13 protein-coding genes are annotated in these 15005 nt (G+C 66.0%); 7 read left to right on the top strand and 6 right to left on the bottom strand.

The genetic code is table 11. The features are described 5' to 3' along the window. Window positions 1–28: 28 nt before the first annotated feature. Window positions 29–1228: an acyl-CoA dehydrogenase family protein gene (locus tag ACOZ9V_RS12235; protein ID WP_092017334.1), complete on the bottom strand. Its 1200-nt coding sequence runs from the start codon at window positions 1226–1228 to the stop codon at window positions 29–31. Between the two features lie 158 nt (window positions 1229–1386). On the opposite strand from ACOZ9V_RS12235, the gene dxr reads away from it, so the two are divergent. Further along, the gene (gene dxr / locus ACOZ9V_RS12230) at window positions 1387–2607 is read left to right on the top strand and encodes a 1-deoxy-D-xylulose-5-phosphate reductoisomerase (RefSeq protein ID WP_181272030.1); all 1221 of its coding nucleotides are present in this window, start codon (window positions 1387–1389) and stop codon (window positions 2605–2607) included. Beyond that, the gene (locus tag ACOZ9V_RS12225) at window positions 2604–4154 is read left to right on the top strand and encodes a M50 family metallopeptidase (RefSeq protein WP_434590418.1); all 1551 of its coding nucleotides are present in this window, start codon (window positions 2604–2606) and stop codon (window positions 4152–4154) included. Before dxr ends, ACOZ9V_RS12225 begins: the two co-directional genes overlap by 4 nt. A 71-nt stretch (window positions 4155–4225) precedes the next feature. Here the strand turns inward: ACOZ9V_RS12225 and ACOZ9V_RS12220 are convergent, their stop codons facing one another. Then, complete coding sequence (locus tag ACOZ9V_RS12220) at window positions 4226–5626, bottom strand: serine hydrolase domain-containing protein (protein ID WP_434590415.1); 1401 nt, start codon at window positions 5624–5626, stop codon at window positions 4226–4228. A gap of 280 nt (window positions 5627–5906) precedes the next feature. On the opposite strand from ACOZ9V_RS12220, the gene ispG reads away from it, so the two are divergent. Beyond that, window positions 5907–7070, top strand: a complete 1164-nt coding sequence (gene ispG, locus ACOZ9V_RS12215; RefSeq protein ID WP_139468794.1) for a flavodoxin-dependent (E)-4-hydroxy-3-methylbut-2-enyl-diphosphate synthase — start codon at window positions 5907–5909, stop codon at window positions 7068–7070. 81 nt (window positions 7071–7151) lie between these two features. Beyond that, window positions 7152–8033, top strand: coding sequence for a GNAT family N-acetyltransferase (locus tag ACOZ9V_RS12210; protein ID WP_434590411.1), 882 nt, complete (start codon window positions 7152–7154; stop codon window positions 8031–8033). Window positions 8034–8045: 12 nt separating this feature from the next. Here the strand turns inward: ACOZ9V_RS12210 and ACOZ9V_RS12205 are convergent, their stop codons facing one another. Next, window positions 8046–8462 (bottom strand): RNA-binding S4 domain-containing protein, encoded by a 417-nt coding sequence (locus ACOZ9V_RS12205; RefSeq protein ID WP_139468792.1) that lies wholly within the window; start codon window positions 8460–8462, stop codon window positions 8046–8048. Beyond that, the gene (locus ACOZ9V_RS12200) at window positions 8462–9322 is read right to left on the bottom strand and encodes an NUDIX hydrolase (RefSeq protein ID WP_229664182.1); all 861 of its coding nucleotides are present in this window, start codon (window positions 9320–9322) and stop codon (window positions 8462–8464) included. The genes ACOZ9V_RS12205 and ACOZ9V_RS12200 overlap by 1 nt, the downstream gene beginning before the upstream one ends. A 205-nt stretch (window positions 9323–9527) precedes the next feature. Between ACOZ9V_RS12200 and ACOZ9V_RS12195 the strand changes: the two genes are divergently transcribed. Together ACOZ9V_RS12195 and ACOZ9V_RS12190 are read left to right on the top strand one after the other, a co-directional pair. Beyond that, a complete protein-coding gene (locus tag ACOZ9V_RS12195) occupies window positions 9528–11375 on the top strand; it encodes a proline--tRNA ligase (protein ID WP_434590407.1) in 1848 nt (615 codons plus the stop codon). A 51-nt stretch (window positions 11376–11426) separates the two neighbouring features. Further along, complete coding sequence (locus ACOZ9V_RS12190; RefSeq protein ID WP_434595391.1) at window positions 11427–12194, top strand: TSUP family transporter; 768 nt, start codon at window positions 11427–11429, stop codon at window positions 12192–12194. Between the two features lie 67 nt (window positions 12195–12261). Here ACOZ9V_RS12190 and ACOZ9V_RS12185 read toward each other — a convergent pair whose 3' ends face one another. Next, entirely contained in the window at window positions 12262–13281 is a 1020-nt protein-coding gene (locus ACOZ9V_RS12185) for an aminoglycoside phosphotransferase family protein (protein WP_172174321.1), read from the bottom strand. Further along, on the bottom strand, window positions 13278–14276 hold the full coding sequence (locus tag ACOZ9V_RS12180) for a hypothetical protein (protein WP_434590403.1): 999 nt from the start codon (window positions 14274–14276) through the stop codon (window positions 13278–13280). The genes ACOZ9V_RS12185 and ACOZ9V_RS12180 overlap by 4 nt, the downstream gene beginning before the upstream one ends. A 253-nt stretch (window positions 14277–14529) precedes the next feature. Between ACOZ9V_RS12180 and rimP the strand changes: the two genes are divergently transcribed. Then, complete coding sequence (rimP, locus tag ACOZ9V_RS12175; protein WP_169252659.1) at window positions 14530–14994, top strand: ribosome maturation factor RimP; 465 nt, start codon at window positions 14530–14532, stop codon at window positions 14992–14994. The last annotated feature ends 11 nt before the right edge of the window (window positions 14995–15005 follow it).

The following is a 15005-nucleotide window of genomic DNA, read 5'->3' as shown; positions in this document are numbered from 1 at the left end:
AGGAGTGCGGGTGCCCTGCTCACTGGTTTCAGTTCGCGAAAGCGTTGATTCCGGTCATCGTCCGACCCAGGGTCAGCTGGTGCACCTCGTGCGTGCCTTCGTAGGTGAGCACTGTCTCGAGGTTGACCGCGTGACGCAGCGGCGGGTACTCGCTCGTGATGCCCGACCCGCCGAACAGGGCGCGCAGGTCACGGCACACGTTCATCGCGGTATCGACGTTGACCATCTTGCCCAGGCTGATCTGCTCGGGACGGACACCCTTCTCGGAGTCCTTGAGCTTGCCCAGGTGAGCGGCGAGCAGAGTGATCTGCGAGTACTGGCCGAAGGCCTTCGCCAGCTTCTGCTGCGTGATCTGGAACGACGCCAGCGGGCGATCGAACTGGACACGGGTGCCGGTGTACTCCAGTGCGGAGAGCAGCGCGTCTCGGGCTGCACCGGTGACACCGAAGACGATGCCGTAGCGGGCCTCGGACAGGCAGGACAGGGGGCCCTTGAGTCCCTTGGCCTTCGGCAGCATCGCATCCTCGGGCAGACGGACGTTGTCGAGGACGATCTCACCGGTGATCGAGGCGCGCAGCGAGATCTTGCGGTGGATCTCCGGGGTCTGCACACCCTCGGTGTTCGAGGGGACGACGAAGCCGCGGACGACGTTCTTGCCCTTGTCGTCGACCTCTTCGGTCTTGGCCCACACGACCATGACATCGGAGACCGGGGAGTTCGTGATCCACATCTTCGCGCCGTTGAGGATCCAGTCGGATCCGTCCTTCTTCGCGGTCGTCTTCATCCCCGACGGGTCGGATCCGACATCGGGTTCGGTCAGCCCGAAGCAGCCGATGGCCTTGCCGGCGGCCATCTTCGGCAGCCATTCTTCCTTCTGTGCTTCCGATCCCCAGTGGTGGATGGCGAACATCGCCAGCGAGCCCTGCACGGAGACGAGGGAGCGCAGACCGGAGTCGACGGCTTCGAGTTCGCGGCAGGCCAGTCCGTACTGAGTCGCCGTCGAACCGCCGCAGCCGTAGCCGTCGAGGTGCATGCCGAGCAGCCCGAGCTCGCCGAGTCCTTCGGCCAGTTCCCGGGCGGGGATGGTGGCGTCGAGGAAGTAGTCGCCGATCTTCTCCCGGACGTTCTCGTCCAGCCATTTCTTCACGATCGATGCGAATTCGAGGTCATCGGATTCGAAGACCGAATCCAGTCCAAGAATGTCGTCGGGGCTCAGCGTCTTGCTCATATCCATCTCTTTCGCCATTGATTGTCTTCATTCACAGTTTTACCGGAACCCGGTGGAAGGTCGGTGTCCCGAAGCACTACAGATGACCAGGTTCCGCTAGGCGACACACGTGTCCGTGTCGAGTCATTTCCCAGAGAACTTTGGCATCATCGGTTGGCGTGAGTAAACGTGGTTTCATTGTAGTCGGCTCAACCGGTTCGGTCGGCACCCAGGCCCTTGATGTCCTCGCCGAACACCGGGACGAGCACGCGATCATCGGCTTGGCCGCGGGGTCCCAGCTCGACCTTCTGCTCGAGCAGGCCCTCGATTTCCACGTCCCCGTCATCGGGCTCACGACCCCACCCGCCGGAGGTGAGGCCGAGGTGCGTGCGCGACTGACCGAGCTGGCTGCCCAGCGGGGGACCGCCGATCCTGTCGAAGCCATCCACCTCGGGGACGATGCCGCCGAGGCGGTCGCGGGCTTGGCCGCCGATATGGTCCTCAACGCGATCACCGGTGCCGCCGGTCTCGGCGCGACCCTGGCCGCCCTCGAACGCGGCACGGACGTGGCCCTGGCGAACAAGGAATCCCTCATCATCGGCGGGTCCATCGTCCTCGACGCCGCTCGTGCCTCCGGGGCCCGCCTGGTGCCGGTCGACAGTGAGCACTCCGCCATCGCCCAGGCGCTGCGCGCCGGCACGCACGGTGAAGTCAGCAAGCTCATCATCACCGCGTCGGGCGGTCCCTTCCGGGGCATGACCCGTGATGCCCTGCGTCGAGTCACCCCCGCCCAGGCGCTCAACCATCCCACCTGGTCGATGGGGTCGATGATCACCATCAACTCTGCGACCCTGGTCAACAAGGGCCTCGAAGTCATCGAAGCCCACCTGCTCTTCGACATCGACTTCGACCACATCGAAGTCGTCGTGCATCCTCAGTCGCAGATCCATTCGATGGTCGAGTTCGCCGATGCCTCGACGATCGCGCAGATCTCCCCACCGGATATGCGCCTGCCGATCTCCTATGCGCTGGGCACCCAGGACGATGGAACGACGAAGCGACTGACTTCGAGGGCCGTTCCGCACAATTGGGGCCAGCCCATGCACTGGTCGTTCGAGCCGGTCAACCATCTCGCCTTTCCTGCGCTCGGTCTGGCTATCGACGCCGGTAAGAAAGGCCGCAGCTACCCGGCTGTGCTCAACGCTGCCAATGAGGAACTCGTCGCCGCATTCATCGCCGGAGACATCGCCTTCACCGGAATCGACAAAGGCCTGTCCCGAGCTCTGGCCGCCCACGAACCTGCGGCCGAACACACGGTGGAGACCGTGCTGGCCGCCGACGCCTGGGCCAGGGACTTCGCTCGCGCCGACGTCGCTGAACAGAACGGGGGCCGCCGATGACAGTTGTGCTCTACATTGTCGGGATCATCCTGTTCCTCATCGGCATCTCGATCTCGATTGCGCTGCACGAACTCGGCCACCTCACCCCGGCGAAGAAGTTCGGGGTGAAAGTCACGCACTATATGGTCGGCTTCGGACCGACCCTGTTCTCCTTCCGCCGCGGTGAGACCGAGTACGGCATCAAAGCGTTCCCCCTCGGTGGGTTCATCGCGATGCCGGGAATGTATCCGCCCGAGGAAGCGACGAAGTCCCGCTATGAGACCGCCGCCGCTGCGCAGAAGGGCGGCACTGCCGCCGGCGTCGACGGCGGGATCGACGGCACGTCGGGCCGCCTCGGCGAACCGGGCGCTGCACTCGACTCGACGGGCAGCGAAACCTCGGGCCGCCTCGGCGAGGGGACGGATGACGGTGATGCCGCTCCGCTGCGCCGGGACCGCAAGAAGCGGAAGGGGCGGCTGTTCGAAGACACGATGGCCGATGCCCGGGAGTTCTCGAACCAGGAGATCGCGCCGGGGGAGGAGCACCGGACGTTCTATGCGCTCAGCGTGCCCAAACGCCTCGTCGTCATGTTCTCCGGTCCCTTCGTCAATCTCGTCCTGGGCATCCTCATCATGGGGATCTCGCTGCTGGGCATCGGTGTGGTCACTCCGACGACGACCGTCCAGACTGTCGTCGAATGTGCGGTGCCCGCCTCCGAAGCGCAGCAGCGTCCCGCCTCGGAGCAGAACACCTGCCGTCCCGACGATCAGCTCACCCCTGCCTGGGAGGCTGGGATCAAACCGGGTGACGAGATCACCTCGATCGCCGGCGTCGAGACGAAGGACTGGGACCAGCTGTCCTCGGTCATCAAGGAACATGCAGGCGAACGCGTCGATGTCGACTTCATCCGCGATGGTCAGGCCCAAACGGTGACCGTGCCGATCATCGCCACCGAACGGCCGAAGGTCGACGATGCAGGCAAGGCCGTGCTCAACCCGGACGGAACTCCGCAGACCGAGACCCAAGGATTCTTCGGCGTCGGACCCGTCCAGGAACGTCAGTCCCTGCCGCTCGAGGAATTCCCCGGCGCCGTGTGGGACCAAGTCTCCGGAGTCTTCCACGCAATCATCACCCTGCCGGTCAAACTCGTCGATATCGGCGAAGTGGCCGTCGGCACGAAGGACCGCGACGCCGAAGGACTCGTCGGCATGGTCGGCGTCGGCCGCATCGCCGGCGAGATCGTGTCCACCGACCAGATCGACGTCGTCGACAAGGCACAGATGGGACTGGGCATGCTCGGCTCGCTCAACATCTTCCTCTTCGCGTTCAACATGATCCCGCTGCTGCCCCTCGACGGCGGACACATCGCCGTGGGTCTCTACGAAGGTGCGCGCCGCCGCATCAACCGGTGGCGCGGCCGCGGACTGGTCGGCCCCTTCGACACTGCGAAGCTGCTGCCGCTGACGTACGTGTGCATCGGGCTGATGCTGTGCATGACGGCGCTGCTCGTCTACGTCGACCTCGTCAAACCCATCACCCTCGACGCGATCTTCAACTCCGGCGGTTAGGCCGGGTCGCTCGGGCAGGCTCATGGGTCGCCCGGGCGAGTGGGTTCACGGGCCGCCGCGGGATATCGAACTCAGGAACTGAGGGTGATCGTCTGCACCTCGCCGAGGTGATTGAGGCCGACCGTGATCGTGGCGTTCTCATCTGCTGTGCCCGGCACTGTGACCACTCCGCGCAACGGGGAGACCATCTCGAGGTCCGCCTCGGTGAGAGGACGGTCGATCTGCTTCTCCGCCCGCCACCGGGCGAAGCGCTCCCGCCTCTCTTCGCGGGGTTCGTCGAGGTCCATGTTCATGGAGAAGATCGCCTCGGCGACGGTGTCGTCGAAGTCGTTGACGAGGTTCGCCGCGGCCATCACAGCATCGATCTGGGGTTGGGCGGCGGGATAACGGGGCACCGGCACCGAGGTGGCCTGACGTTCCAGCCGGGTGTCCTGTCGTCCCGTGGCCGCCGCCCAACCGAGGTCGAGCGCGTCCTGGACGACGCGCTGCGCCGGGTAATAGGTCGTATTGCCGAGCACGACGAGGCTGAGCCCCAGATCGGGGAACCAACGCATATGTGAACCGTATCCTGGGTAGCCGCCGGAATGGCAGACGATGCGGCCGAAACGTGTGTCCAGACGAGTCTCGAGACCGTATCCGTAGCTGAGTGTCTCCGCGTGGTGGTCGCTCTTCTGGACTTCCATGGTCCGTCGTGGCTGCTGGTTGTCGGTCAGTATCCGAGACCAGGATCCGGAAGCATAGGAGTCCATGCGTTCGAGGGCGTCGAGATGCGCGTCCATCCATGTGCCGATGTCGTTCACCGTGGAGATGACCCCGCCGATGGGAGAGAAGACTCCTGGGCCGGTGAGTTCGGCCGGGTGGAGGCCGCCGCCCAGGTCGACGCGGAACCCGGTCGCCAGGTCCGGGAAGTCCGTGTGGTCGAAACCGGTGCGCGTGAGCTTCAGGGGATCGAAGATCTCAGTGGACACGAGTTCGGTGAAAGCCCTGCCTGTGACCGCCTCGGCGACCATGCCGAGAAGCGCATAGCCGAGGTTCGAATACTCATAGCCGGTGTCGGCGGGCGCGCAGGCGATGGCGCCGCGGTGCAGCCAGTCGGTGAGCTCGGCCGGAGTCATCGCCTCCATCCGGTCCGCCCACGGGTCGTCCTTGGTGAAACCGGTGCTCATCGTCAACGCCTGCCGGCAGGTGCGGTCGGCGATGGCCGTATCGGTCAGTTCCGGGAGCAGGGCGCCGAAGGGCGCGTCGAGATCGAGTCCGTCGGCGGCGAGGAGCCCGATGGCTGCGGCGGTGAAGGACTTCGTCATCGAAGCAATCCGGTACGGAGCCTCGCCGTTCACGGTTCGGGCGGGGCCGCCTCGGCGAAAGATTCCCCATGCCAGAGATCCACCCTGGTCGTCGAGCTTCTGTGCTGCGGCCTCGAGAGCCGCAGTCACCGCCTCGACATCGGGTTCGACGAATCCGGGTGTGCTCACAGGGCTGCTCCTTCGTGCAGACGTCAGGTCACCTTCACACTACCGTCAGCCGGTGACACCGGATCGGGACCAGTGGGCCGTGGCGTGGTGCGGGCGGAGTCGAGGTCGCGCGGGGGCCGCCCGGGGTGCGCCGGTGGACTGTCCGGGGTATGCCCCGTGGACGGACAGTTCTGTGTCAGTGGGAGGTCCTACAATGGTGATGGTTCGCACAATCCGGGTCCCGCATCGGCGCCGGCTCGGACATTGTGGCTGGTCAACAGCCTGACTGAAGGGATCCTTCGTGACATCGGTCAATCTCGGAATGCCCGCACCGCCGCCTCCCGTGCTCGCTCCGCGAAGGAAGACGAGGCAGATCAATGTCGGAAAAGTGGGGGTCGGATCCGAGTCCCCGGTGAGCGTGCAGTCGATGACGACGACGCAGACGACGGACATCAACGGGACCCTGCAGCAGATCGCCGAACTCACCGCCGCCGGCTGCGATATCGTGCGCGTGGCCTGTCCCACCGCCGATGATGCCGCGGCTCTGCCGATCATCGCCGGCAAATCCCAGATCCCCGTCATCGCCGATATCCACTTCCAACCCAAATACGTCTTCGCCGCCATCGACGCCGGCTGTGCGGGAGTGCGCGTCAACCCCGGCAACATCCGCAAGTTCGACGACCAGGTCAAGGAGATCTCGAAGGCCGCCGCCGAGGCGGGCGTGTCCATCCGCATCGGCGTCAACGCCGGATCCCTGGACAAACGGCTGATGGAGAAATACGGCAAGGCCACGCCCGAGGCGCTCGTCGAATCCGCGCTGTGGGAGGCCTCCCTGTTCGAAGAACACGGATTCTATGACTTCAAGATCTCCGTCAAACACCATGACCCGGTGATCATGGTCCGCGCCTATGAGCTGCTCGCCGAGCGCGGCGATTGGCCCCTCCATCTCGGCGTCACCGAGGCAGGGCCCGCCTTCCAGGGCACGATCAAATCCGCCACCGCCTTCGGACACCTGTTGGCCGAGGGCATCGGAGACACCATCCGAGTCTCCCTGTCCGCGCCTCCCGCCGAAGAGGTCAAGGTCGGCAACCAGATCCTCGAATCCCTCAACCTGCGGCCCCGAAAGCTCGAGATCGTCTCCTGCCCGTCCTGTGGGCGCGCGCAGGTCGACGTGTACACGCTGGCCGAACGCGTCACCGCCGGACTCGAAGGCATGGAGGTGCCGCTGCGGGTGGCCGTCATGGGCTGCGTCGTCAACGGCCCCGGTGAGGCCCGCGACGCCGACCTCGGCGTGGCCAGCGGCAACGGCAAGGGCCAGATCTTCGTCAAGGGCGAGGTCATCCGAACCGTGCCCGAATCCGAGATCGTCGAGACGCTCATCCATGAGGCCAACCGCATCGCCGAGGAGGCCGCGGGGCAGCCATCGGGCGCTGCATCGGGGCCGCCTGAAGTGACCGTCGGCTAGGTGCGATACCTTGTGAGGACGAAGAGTTTCATGGTCCAGTCATTGGCCCATGCTGACGGCTGAGAAAGAGTTCAGGGGCACATGGCGCTGAGGATCGCACGACTGGAACATCAGCACACCCGGTGGCTGACGGACCTGCTTGCGCGCAACCCCTGCGAGAACGTCTACCTCATCTCCCTGCTCGAAGTCACGGGCACCGCCCGTCTGGGCTCCCCGGCAGGCACGCTGTACGGAATCTTCGATGGTGACCGGCCCGTCGCCGCCTACTGGGTGGGCGGCAACATCATCCCGGTCGCAGCGACTCCGGCGACGAATGAGGTGCTTGCCCGGAAACTCAATGCCGACGGTCGCGTGTCCTGCTCACTCATCGGCAGCCGGTCCGTCATCCTCGACCTGCAGCAGCGACTCAATTGGGGCCGACCGCGTGGAGTGCGCGAACGGCAGCCGCTGCTGGCCATCAGCTCGGATCCGCTGGTCACCGCCGATGAGCATGTGCACCGGGTGACCCTCGATGACCTCGGTGCGGTGTTTCCCGCCAGTGTGGACATGTTCACCAAAGAGGTCGGATTCTCACCGATCGAGGACGGCACCGCCGGGTACCTGGCGCGGGTGCGCGGGATCATCCGCGGCAAGAACTGCTACGCCCGGATCTCCTCCACCCTCCCTCAAGGCGGTGCGGTGCCGCGGTGGCCGGCCGAAGAGCAGGACGAACAGGTGCTGTTCAAGGCCGATATCGGCATCCGTGCCCGCCGCATCGTCCAGGTCCAAGGAGTATGGGTCCATCCCACAGTGCGCAATCAGGGTCTGGGGGCAGCGGGCATGGCCGCGGTCGTCCAGCGTACCCGTGACAAGGGGCATTCCACGGTGAGCCTGTATGCCAATGACTACAACGAAACGGCGCTGCGCATGTATGCCCGCGTCGGCTTCGAACAGGTCGGCACCTTCGCCACCGTCATGTACTGAGCGGTCGGCGGATCAGTCGCGGCGGTTGCGCGACTGAGGTTTGGCCATATCGCCGAGGAACTTCTCCATCTCCCGGCGGTCCTTCTTCGTCGGACGCCCCAGCCCTTTGTCTCGCCGGGGCACGAATCCGCGCAGCGCCGGATCGGGCGGGGGAGTGAGGTCCTCATAGCACTGGACGGCGATGGAGGCCTGCATCCTCGTGGGGATGAAACCGGTGATCTTCCAGATGAATTCGGACCCGGCCTTGCGCACACGCACCTCCTGGCCGATGCTCACCTTCTGCGCGGCCTTGACGCGCTGACCGTCGACCTGCACATGCCCGCCGCGGCAGGCCTGAGTGGCGAGATTGCGGGTCTTGAACATCCGCGTCGTCCACAGCCACACGTCGACGCGCATGTGCTTTCCGGCATCGCGGTTGATCTCGGTCATCAACGATGACCGTCCGAGAAATTGGTGCCGGACGAGGGCATCCCTGCATCGGCACCATCGGGGTCCTGTATCCGGGAGTCGGCGCGCAGCGCCAGTGCCGAGCGCCGGGTGAAAGTCTGCGCGGGACGCCCTCGCCCCTGACTGACGGCCTCCCCGGTGGGATCGAGCAGCGGCAGCATGGTGCGGCGGAACGTATCTGCCTGGAGGCTCTCCCCGGCGACGATCTCGTGGAGCTCGCGCAGCTGCCGCAGCGAGAACTCCTTCTCCAGGAGCCCGAAGGGATCCGGGGTGCGTTCGTGGAACGCCCGCAGTCGGTGCACGGCCACGCGCACGATCTCCTGATGCTCGGCGCTGAGCTCGCCGACATCGTGGACGGGCACGAGCTTCCGCCGGTGGACGGGGGAGTCCGGGTGATCGGAATCCGATTCGGCAGGATCAGGGTCGGCCGCCTCGGGGAGGACCGCCTCGGCGGGGGAAGATTCCGTCACCTGCGCCGGAGCATCCGCCACGGCCGCCTCGGTGGGATCGTCCTCCTCGGCGAGTCCGACATCGGAGGCGGAGAGAACATCGAGGTGGGCCACGGAGATCACCCAGCCGCGATCATCGCGGTCGGGTTGGTCGAACACGTGCAGCTGGACGGGGGCGCGGTCGACCAAACGAGCCTTTTCGCGCAGACAGCGGGCGACTGCCTCGGCGAGGCGTTCCTGCGGACGCAGGATCGACCCGGGCAGCTGCCACACCCCATCTCCGGGATGGGTCATGAGAACATGCAGGCCACGGCCGGGCACGGGGCAGAGGACCGCGGTGTCGACCGCGACCGAGGGCCGCGGGAACTGCGTGAGTTGGCTGGGATCAGGCATGCTCTTCGTATCGTTCGGACTCGTCATTTCAGCGGGGACCGGGCGGGGACCGGACGGCCCCGACCGATGCCGGGCTTCGGTGCTGCAGCCACCAGTCTAATTCTCTTCCCGCAGGTGACGAATCCGCGCCCGCTCCGATTCCCTCCGGCTCGCCCGCGTGCGATAGTGTTCGATCTGAGTCTTGACAAGTTGAGGAGATTTACCCATGGCCCTGCGCATGTCGTCCCTGTTCGTGCGAACCCAGAAGGAAGACCCGGTCGGCGCCGAGGTGGCCAGCCACAAACTGCTCCACCGTGCCGGATACATCCGCAGGTCAGCACCGGGAATCTACACGTGGCTGCCGCTGGGACTGGCCGTGCTCGGCAAGATCGAAGCCATCGTGCGAGAAGAGATGGCGCTCGCCGGCTCCCAAGAGGTCCACTTCCCGGGCCTGCTGCCCGCCGATCCGTACAAGAAGTCCGGCCGTTGGGAGGCCTTCGGTCCCGACCTCTTCCACCTCAAGGACCGCCGCGAGAACGACTACATCCTCGCCCCCACCCATGAGGAGGTCTTCACCCTTCTGGTCAAGGACCTCTACTCCTCGTACAAAGACCTGCCGCTGTCGATCTACCAGATCCAGACCAAATACCGCGACGAGGCTCGCCCCCGCGCCGGACTGCTGCGCGGTCGCGAGTTCATCATGAAGGACGCCTACTCCTTCGACATCGACGACGCCGGACTCGACGCCTCCTACGAAGCCATGCGCGAGGCCTACCTGCGCGCGTTCGCTCGCCTCGGCCTGCCGTGCCTGCCGGTCAAGGCGACCCCTGGTGCCATGGGCGGCTCCGGGACAGAGGAGTTCATCTACCCTTCCGAGGTCGGGGAGGACACGTTCGTGAAGTCGCCCGGCGGATATGCCGCGAACGTCGAGGCCGTGACCTCGATCGTCCCCGAGGCGATTCCCTACTTGCAGTCGCCGGCCGCGCATGTCGAGGACACCCCCGACACCCCGACCATCGAGACCCTCGTGGCCGCGGCGAACGCCTCGCACCCGCGCTCCGATCGTGAGTGGACCGCTGCGGACACGCTGAAGAACGTCGTCTGCGCCGTCACCCACCCCGACGGCACCCGCGAGATCATCGTCATCGGCCTGCCCGGCGACCGCGAAGTCGATCTCGACCGGGCCGCCGGCACCGGCACGCTCGGCGACGGTGAGGTCGACCTCGAAGCCGCGACGGCTGAGGATCTCGCCGCTCATCCGGAGCTCGTCAAGGGCTACATCGGACCCGGCAACTCCCTCGACGCGCCGGTTCTCGGCCTCGAATCGCCCTCGAAGATCCGCTACCTCCTCGACCCTCGCGTCGTTGACGGCACCCGCTGGATCACCGGAGCCAATGAGCCCGGACGCCACGTCTTCGACCTCGTCGCAGGACGGGACTTCACTGCCGACGGCACCATCGAAGCCGCCCAGGTCGTCCTCGGCGATCCGGCTCCGGACGGCTCCGGTCCGCTGGAGCTGGCCCGCGGTGTCGAGATCGGTCAGATCTTCAAGCTCGGCCGCAAGTACGCCGAGTCCCTCGACTTCAAGGTGCTCGACCAGAACGGCAAGGCGACGACCGTGACCATGGGCTCCTACGGCCTCGGCGTCACCCGCGTCATGGCCTGCATCGCCGAGGAATACCATTCCGAGGACGGGCTCCTGTGGCCCCAGCACCTGGCCCCGGCCGATGTGCACATCATCGTCGCCGGCAAGAGTGAGGAGATCGCTCAAGCCGCCGAGAAGATGACGACCGAACTCGAGGCCGAAGGCATCAGCGTCCTGCTCGATGACCGCAATAAGGTCTCTCCCGGATTCAAGTTCGCCGATGCCGAGCTCATCGGCATTCCCACCGTCATCGTCGTCGGCCGCGGTCTGGCCGATGGCGTCGTCGAGGTCCGCGACCGTCTGGCCGGGGAGAAGTCCGACCAGCCCGTCGCCGAGGTGGTTCCTGCCACCGTGGCACGTGTGCGTGAGGCGTACGCGAAGGCTGCAGCCGCAGCCGACGCGGCGATCAGCGCCGACCAGAACGCCTGAGCCGCCTCGGTGTTCGAAGCCCTCGCCGGAGGAATCGATGTCACCTGGACGATGGTCCTGTGGCTGCTCGCCGCGGGAGTTCTGGCCGGGTGGATCGATGCCGTCGTCGGCGGGGGCGGACTGATCCAGCTGCCCGCGCTGCTGCTCGTGCCGGGGATGAGCCCCGTGCAGGCGGTCGCGACGAACAAGATCGGGTCGATTGCGGGCACGACCGCCTCGGCGGTCACCTATCTGCGCAAGATCACCCCGGACCGGTCGGCGACGATTCCGGCCGCGGCCTCGGCGTTCTTGGGTGCCGTGCTCGGGGCGAAGCTCGCGACCTTGGTGCCCAGCGAGGCTTTCACCCCGATCATCCTGCTCGCGCTCATCGGGGTCGGGATCTTCACCGTCCTCAATCCGAGCCTCGGCGCCGATGCCACGCTGCGGTTCGGGGAAACGTCGAAACGCCACCATGCCTTGTCGTGGCTGATCGGGCTCGTCATCGGCGTCTATGACGGAGTGCTCGGGCCGGGGACGGGATCGTTCCTCGTCATCGCCTTCGTCTCGATCATCGGATTCTCGTTCCTGCAGGCCTCGGCCACGGCGAAGGTGATCAACTGGGCGACGAACTTCGGGGCGCTCGTCTACTTCATCCCCGACGGTCAGGTCGTCTGGCTGCTGGGTGTGATCATGGCCGTCGGCAATGTCACCGGCGGGATCTTCGGTGCGCGCACCGCGCTGGCGAGGGGCTCCGGGTTCGTCCGCGTCGTCTTCGTCATCGTCGTCTCCGCGTTGATCCTCAAACTCGGTTTCGACTTCATCTCCACCCTCATCCACTAATTGCCACCTGACGGCGGCCCAGCAACCTCGCGCGAGGTATCTGGGCCGCCGTCAGGTAGCAATAGGGTTAGCCGATGGGTTTGAGGGCGTGGGCGTTGACTCCGGCGACATCGGCGCCGGACAGCGCGCGGGCCACCCACAGGGAGCGGGCAGCATCGGCCAGGCTCGAATTCGACCCGCCGGAGGCAGCGCGCAGATACCAGAACATGTTCGTGATCTCGCGAGCCACGGTCGCCCCCATCCCGTACTGCGGATCGACCCCGGCGCACAGCGCCAGGTCCGTGGCGAAACCACGCAGCCACGCCGCCTGCGCCTGCGGATGATCCGAGGGGATCTCGGCCAGACGGTTCCACAGCACCGGGGCCAAGGTGTATGCGGTCGGACCGGCCAAGGGCTGCGGATCGATGGCCTTCCACGTCGAGATGCCCGTCGGGTCGGGATTGCCGGCGAGGATGTTGTAGTAGTGCAGATCGGCATGGATGAGCCAGTTCTCATCCGAGGACGCCAGAGTCTGCATCCAATTGCGGGCGAACGACAGCAGCAGAGAATCGTGAGGACCCGCCTCCGACCACCCGGTCAGCAACGCGGCATCGGCATCGAACGAGTTCAGCCATCCGGCCACGACATCCTGGACCCGCAGGAACTCCGAGGTCGCCGGAATCTCCAAGGACCGCTGCAGCGCACCCCACACCGGAGGCACATCGGCCAGTGGCAGCACGGACAGATTGTCCTTCGTGCGCAGCCGCTCCTGCAGAGTGACCCGGAAGCTGCGATCATCCCGGATGACCCGCACCGCGCCGTGCCCGTTCCACATCTTCAGCGCCCGCAGCACCTGCGCATGCGCTGCCGTATGTGCCGAGGTGGGAGCCGCGAACCGCAGCACCCCCTGATAGTTCTCCTGAGTGAGCACCGGAATCACCAAGGACTCACACCCGGCCCACGGTGCCCCCGGTACATCGTCGAAGCGCAGCTTCCACCGATCGAGGAGCTCATTGGCCATATAGTCGAGCGCGGCAACCCACGAATCGGTGCGATATTCGCCGATGATCTCGCGCGTCGCGCGGTAGAGAACCGGTGGGACCTTCACTCCTGCACCTCCGCCTGCCCGGGTTCGTCATAGGTGAAACGCAGCGGCTGCGGAGCGGCGAAGACCATCCGGTTCCGGGCCGATTCCCAGAGCCGGAGAATCGCCGAGGCGTCCGCCTCCAACCAGGGCAGAAGCGCGGAAGCGATGCCGTCTTCCAATGACAGAGCCAACTCTTTCGCGGAGTCCGCATCCGTCGGGGTGGGATCGAGCTTCCACGCCGAGGCGGCCGGATCGGCTGCGTCCTCACCGAGTCGTTCGAGCATCTCCCCGGACAGGGTACCCAAGGATTCGAGCCTGGCCAGCGCAGCCTTGCGTTCACTCGACTTCGAATCGAAGTTCACGGCCAGCCGTTCATAGCCGTACGCGGCCGCCCGCGACTGATTGAGTATCGCGTTGAACATCTCCGCCCGACCCTTCGGCACCTGGCTTCCGGAGTCGTCCGTCCCGGCATCCGCGTCGGCCCCGCCGGTGGCACTGGGAGACGCAGTCGCATCATCGCCGCCGTCCCTGCTCTGGTCGAGTTCCTCACGGCCGGCGCGGATGAGTTCGTCGGCGGTAGTGATGATCTCCGGTTTCTTCGTCCCAGCGACCAGAGCCAGACCCGTGGCCACATCGGCCAGGACGGGAATGAGATCCGAACCTAAGGACGCTGAGGCCTCGAACACTGCGCGGGAAGCCACCTCGGCGGCTTGGACGAAGGTGCGGTTCTTCTCGGTCGGAGGTGCCTCGGTGGCGAATTCGGTCGGCGGGTTCCATTCGGGACCGATCGCCGCAGCGAAGTCAGCAAGGTCCTCACCCGCGGTTTCGGGATCACCGGCGCCGGGAGAAGCGGAGTCCAAGATGCGGGCCAGACGATTGCGCAGCTGCTGAGTCGCATCATGAGTGGGGATCTCGGGATCCTGATCGAGTCGCAGGCCGCAGGCGGTGAGCAGGCCCAGACTCAACCCGCCGACGCCGGCAGTCAACAGGCCGCGGCGACTGACGGGAAAATGCATACGGCAATCCTATCGGATGCCCCGCCATCGCCGAGGGGCACCCGCCATCGCCGAGGGACACCGACCGTCTCCCGCCCGACGCCCGCCCGACCGCAGAATGAGACTCGCACCCGGCGGAACCGCGACGAAGGCTTAACCTCGACGGCGGCTGTCGCTTAGGGTGGGTGAGAACACGGCGGTCGCACACGTGCACGGTGCGCCAGCCCCCTCGCCCCGCCTCGGCGAAGGGGACGCACAAGGATATGGAGGAGAAATGGACGAAGACGTCGAGCGGATCAAGGGCCTGCTCGCCCCGCCCCTGCAGGATGCGGGATTCCACCTCGAGACCGTCAAAGCGGTGGCGGCCGGTCCGCGGCGCACGCTCACTGTCGTCGTCGACCTCGACGAATCGAGCACCGATCCGATGTCGATGGAGAAGATCGCCGAATCGACGAAGATCGTCGGCGACGCCCTCGACGAGGTCGAGATCTTCCGGGACAAGCCGTACCAGCTCGAGGTCACGAGCCCTGGTGCCACCCGGAAGCTGGAGACCCCACGCCACTTCCGACGCGTCATCGGCCGTCGCCTGGAGATCACGACGAAGAAGGACACCTTCAAGCTCGACCTCGCCGAGGTGGGGGAGAGTTCGATCACGGGCACGGACCCCCAGCGCAAGGAGTCGAAGACGGTCGACCTCGGCGAGATCCGCAAGGCCCAGGTGGAGTTGAAGTTCCGCTGAGGCGAACCTCA

The organism is Brevibacterium sp. 1718 (assembly GCF_051131255.1).
GTDB lineage: Bacteria > Actinomycetota > Actinomycetes > Actinomycetales > Brevibacteriaceae > Brevibacterium > Brevibacterium sediminis.
The sequence above is the reverse complement of the archived record's forward strand: the minus strand, read 5'-3'. Positions and strand labels throughout refer to the sequence as shown.

What these genes read in the sequence shown, in the direction of transcription:
- ACOZ9V_RS12195 (WP_434590407.1), top strand. Translation starts at nt 9,528, where the DNA reads ATGGCCCTGCGCATGTCGTCCCTGTTCGTGCGAACCCAGAAGGAAGAC.
- ACOZ9V_RS12180 (WP_434590403.1), bottom strand. Translation starts at nt 14,276, where the DNA reads ATGCATTTTCCCGTCAGTCGCCGCGGCCTGTTGACTGCCGGCGTCGGC.
- rimP (WP_169252659.1), top strand. Translation starts at nt 14,530, where the DNA reads ATGGACGAAGACGTCGAGCGGATCAAGGGCCTGCTCGCCCCGCCCCTG.
- ACOZ9V_RS12190 (WP_434595391.1), top strand. Translation starts at nt 11,427, where the DNA reads ATGGTCCTGTGGCTGCTCGCCGCGGGAGTTCTGGCCGGGTGGATCGAT.
- ACOZ9V_RS12225 (WP_434590418.1), top strand. Translation starts at nt 2,604, where the DNA reads ATGACAGTTGTGCTCTACATTGTCGGGATCATCCTGTTCCTCATCGGC.
- ACOZ9V_RS12205 (WP_139468792.1), bottom strand. Translation starts at nt 8,462, where the DNA reads ATGACCGAGATCAACCGCGATGCCGGAAAGCACATGCGCGTCGACGTG.
- ACOZ9V_RS12210 (WP_434590411.1), top strand. Translation starts at nt 7,152, where the DNA reads ATGGCGCTGAGGATCGCACGACTGGAACATCAGCACACCCGGTGGCTG.
- ACOZ9V_RS12200 (WP_229664182.1), bottom strand. Translation starts at nt 9,322, where the DNA reads ATGCCTGATCCCAGCCAACTCACGCAGTTCCCGCGGCCCTCGGTCGCG.
- ACOZ9V_RS12235 (WP_092017334.1), bottom strand. Translation starts at nt 1,228, where the DNA reads ATGAGCAAGACGCTGAGCCCCGACGACATTCTTGGACTGGATTCGGTC.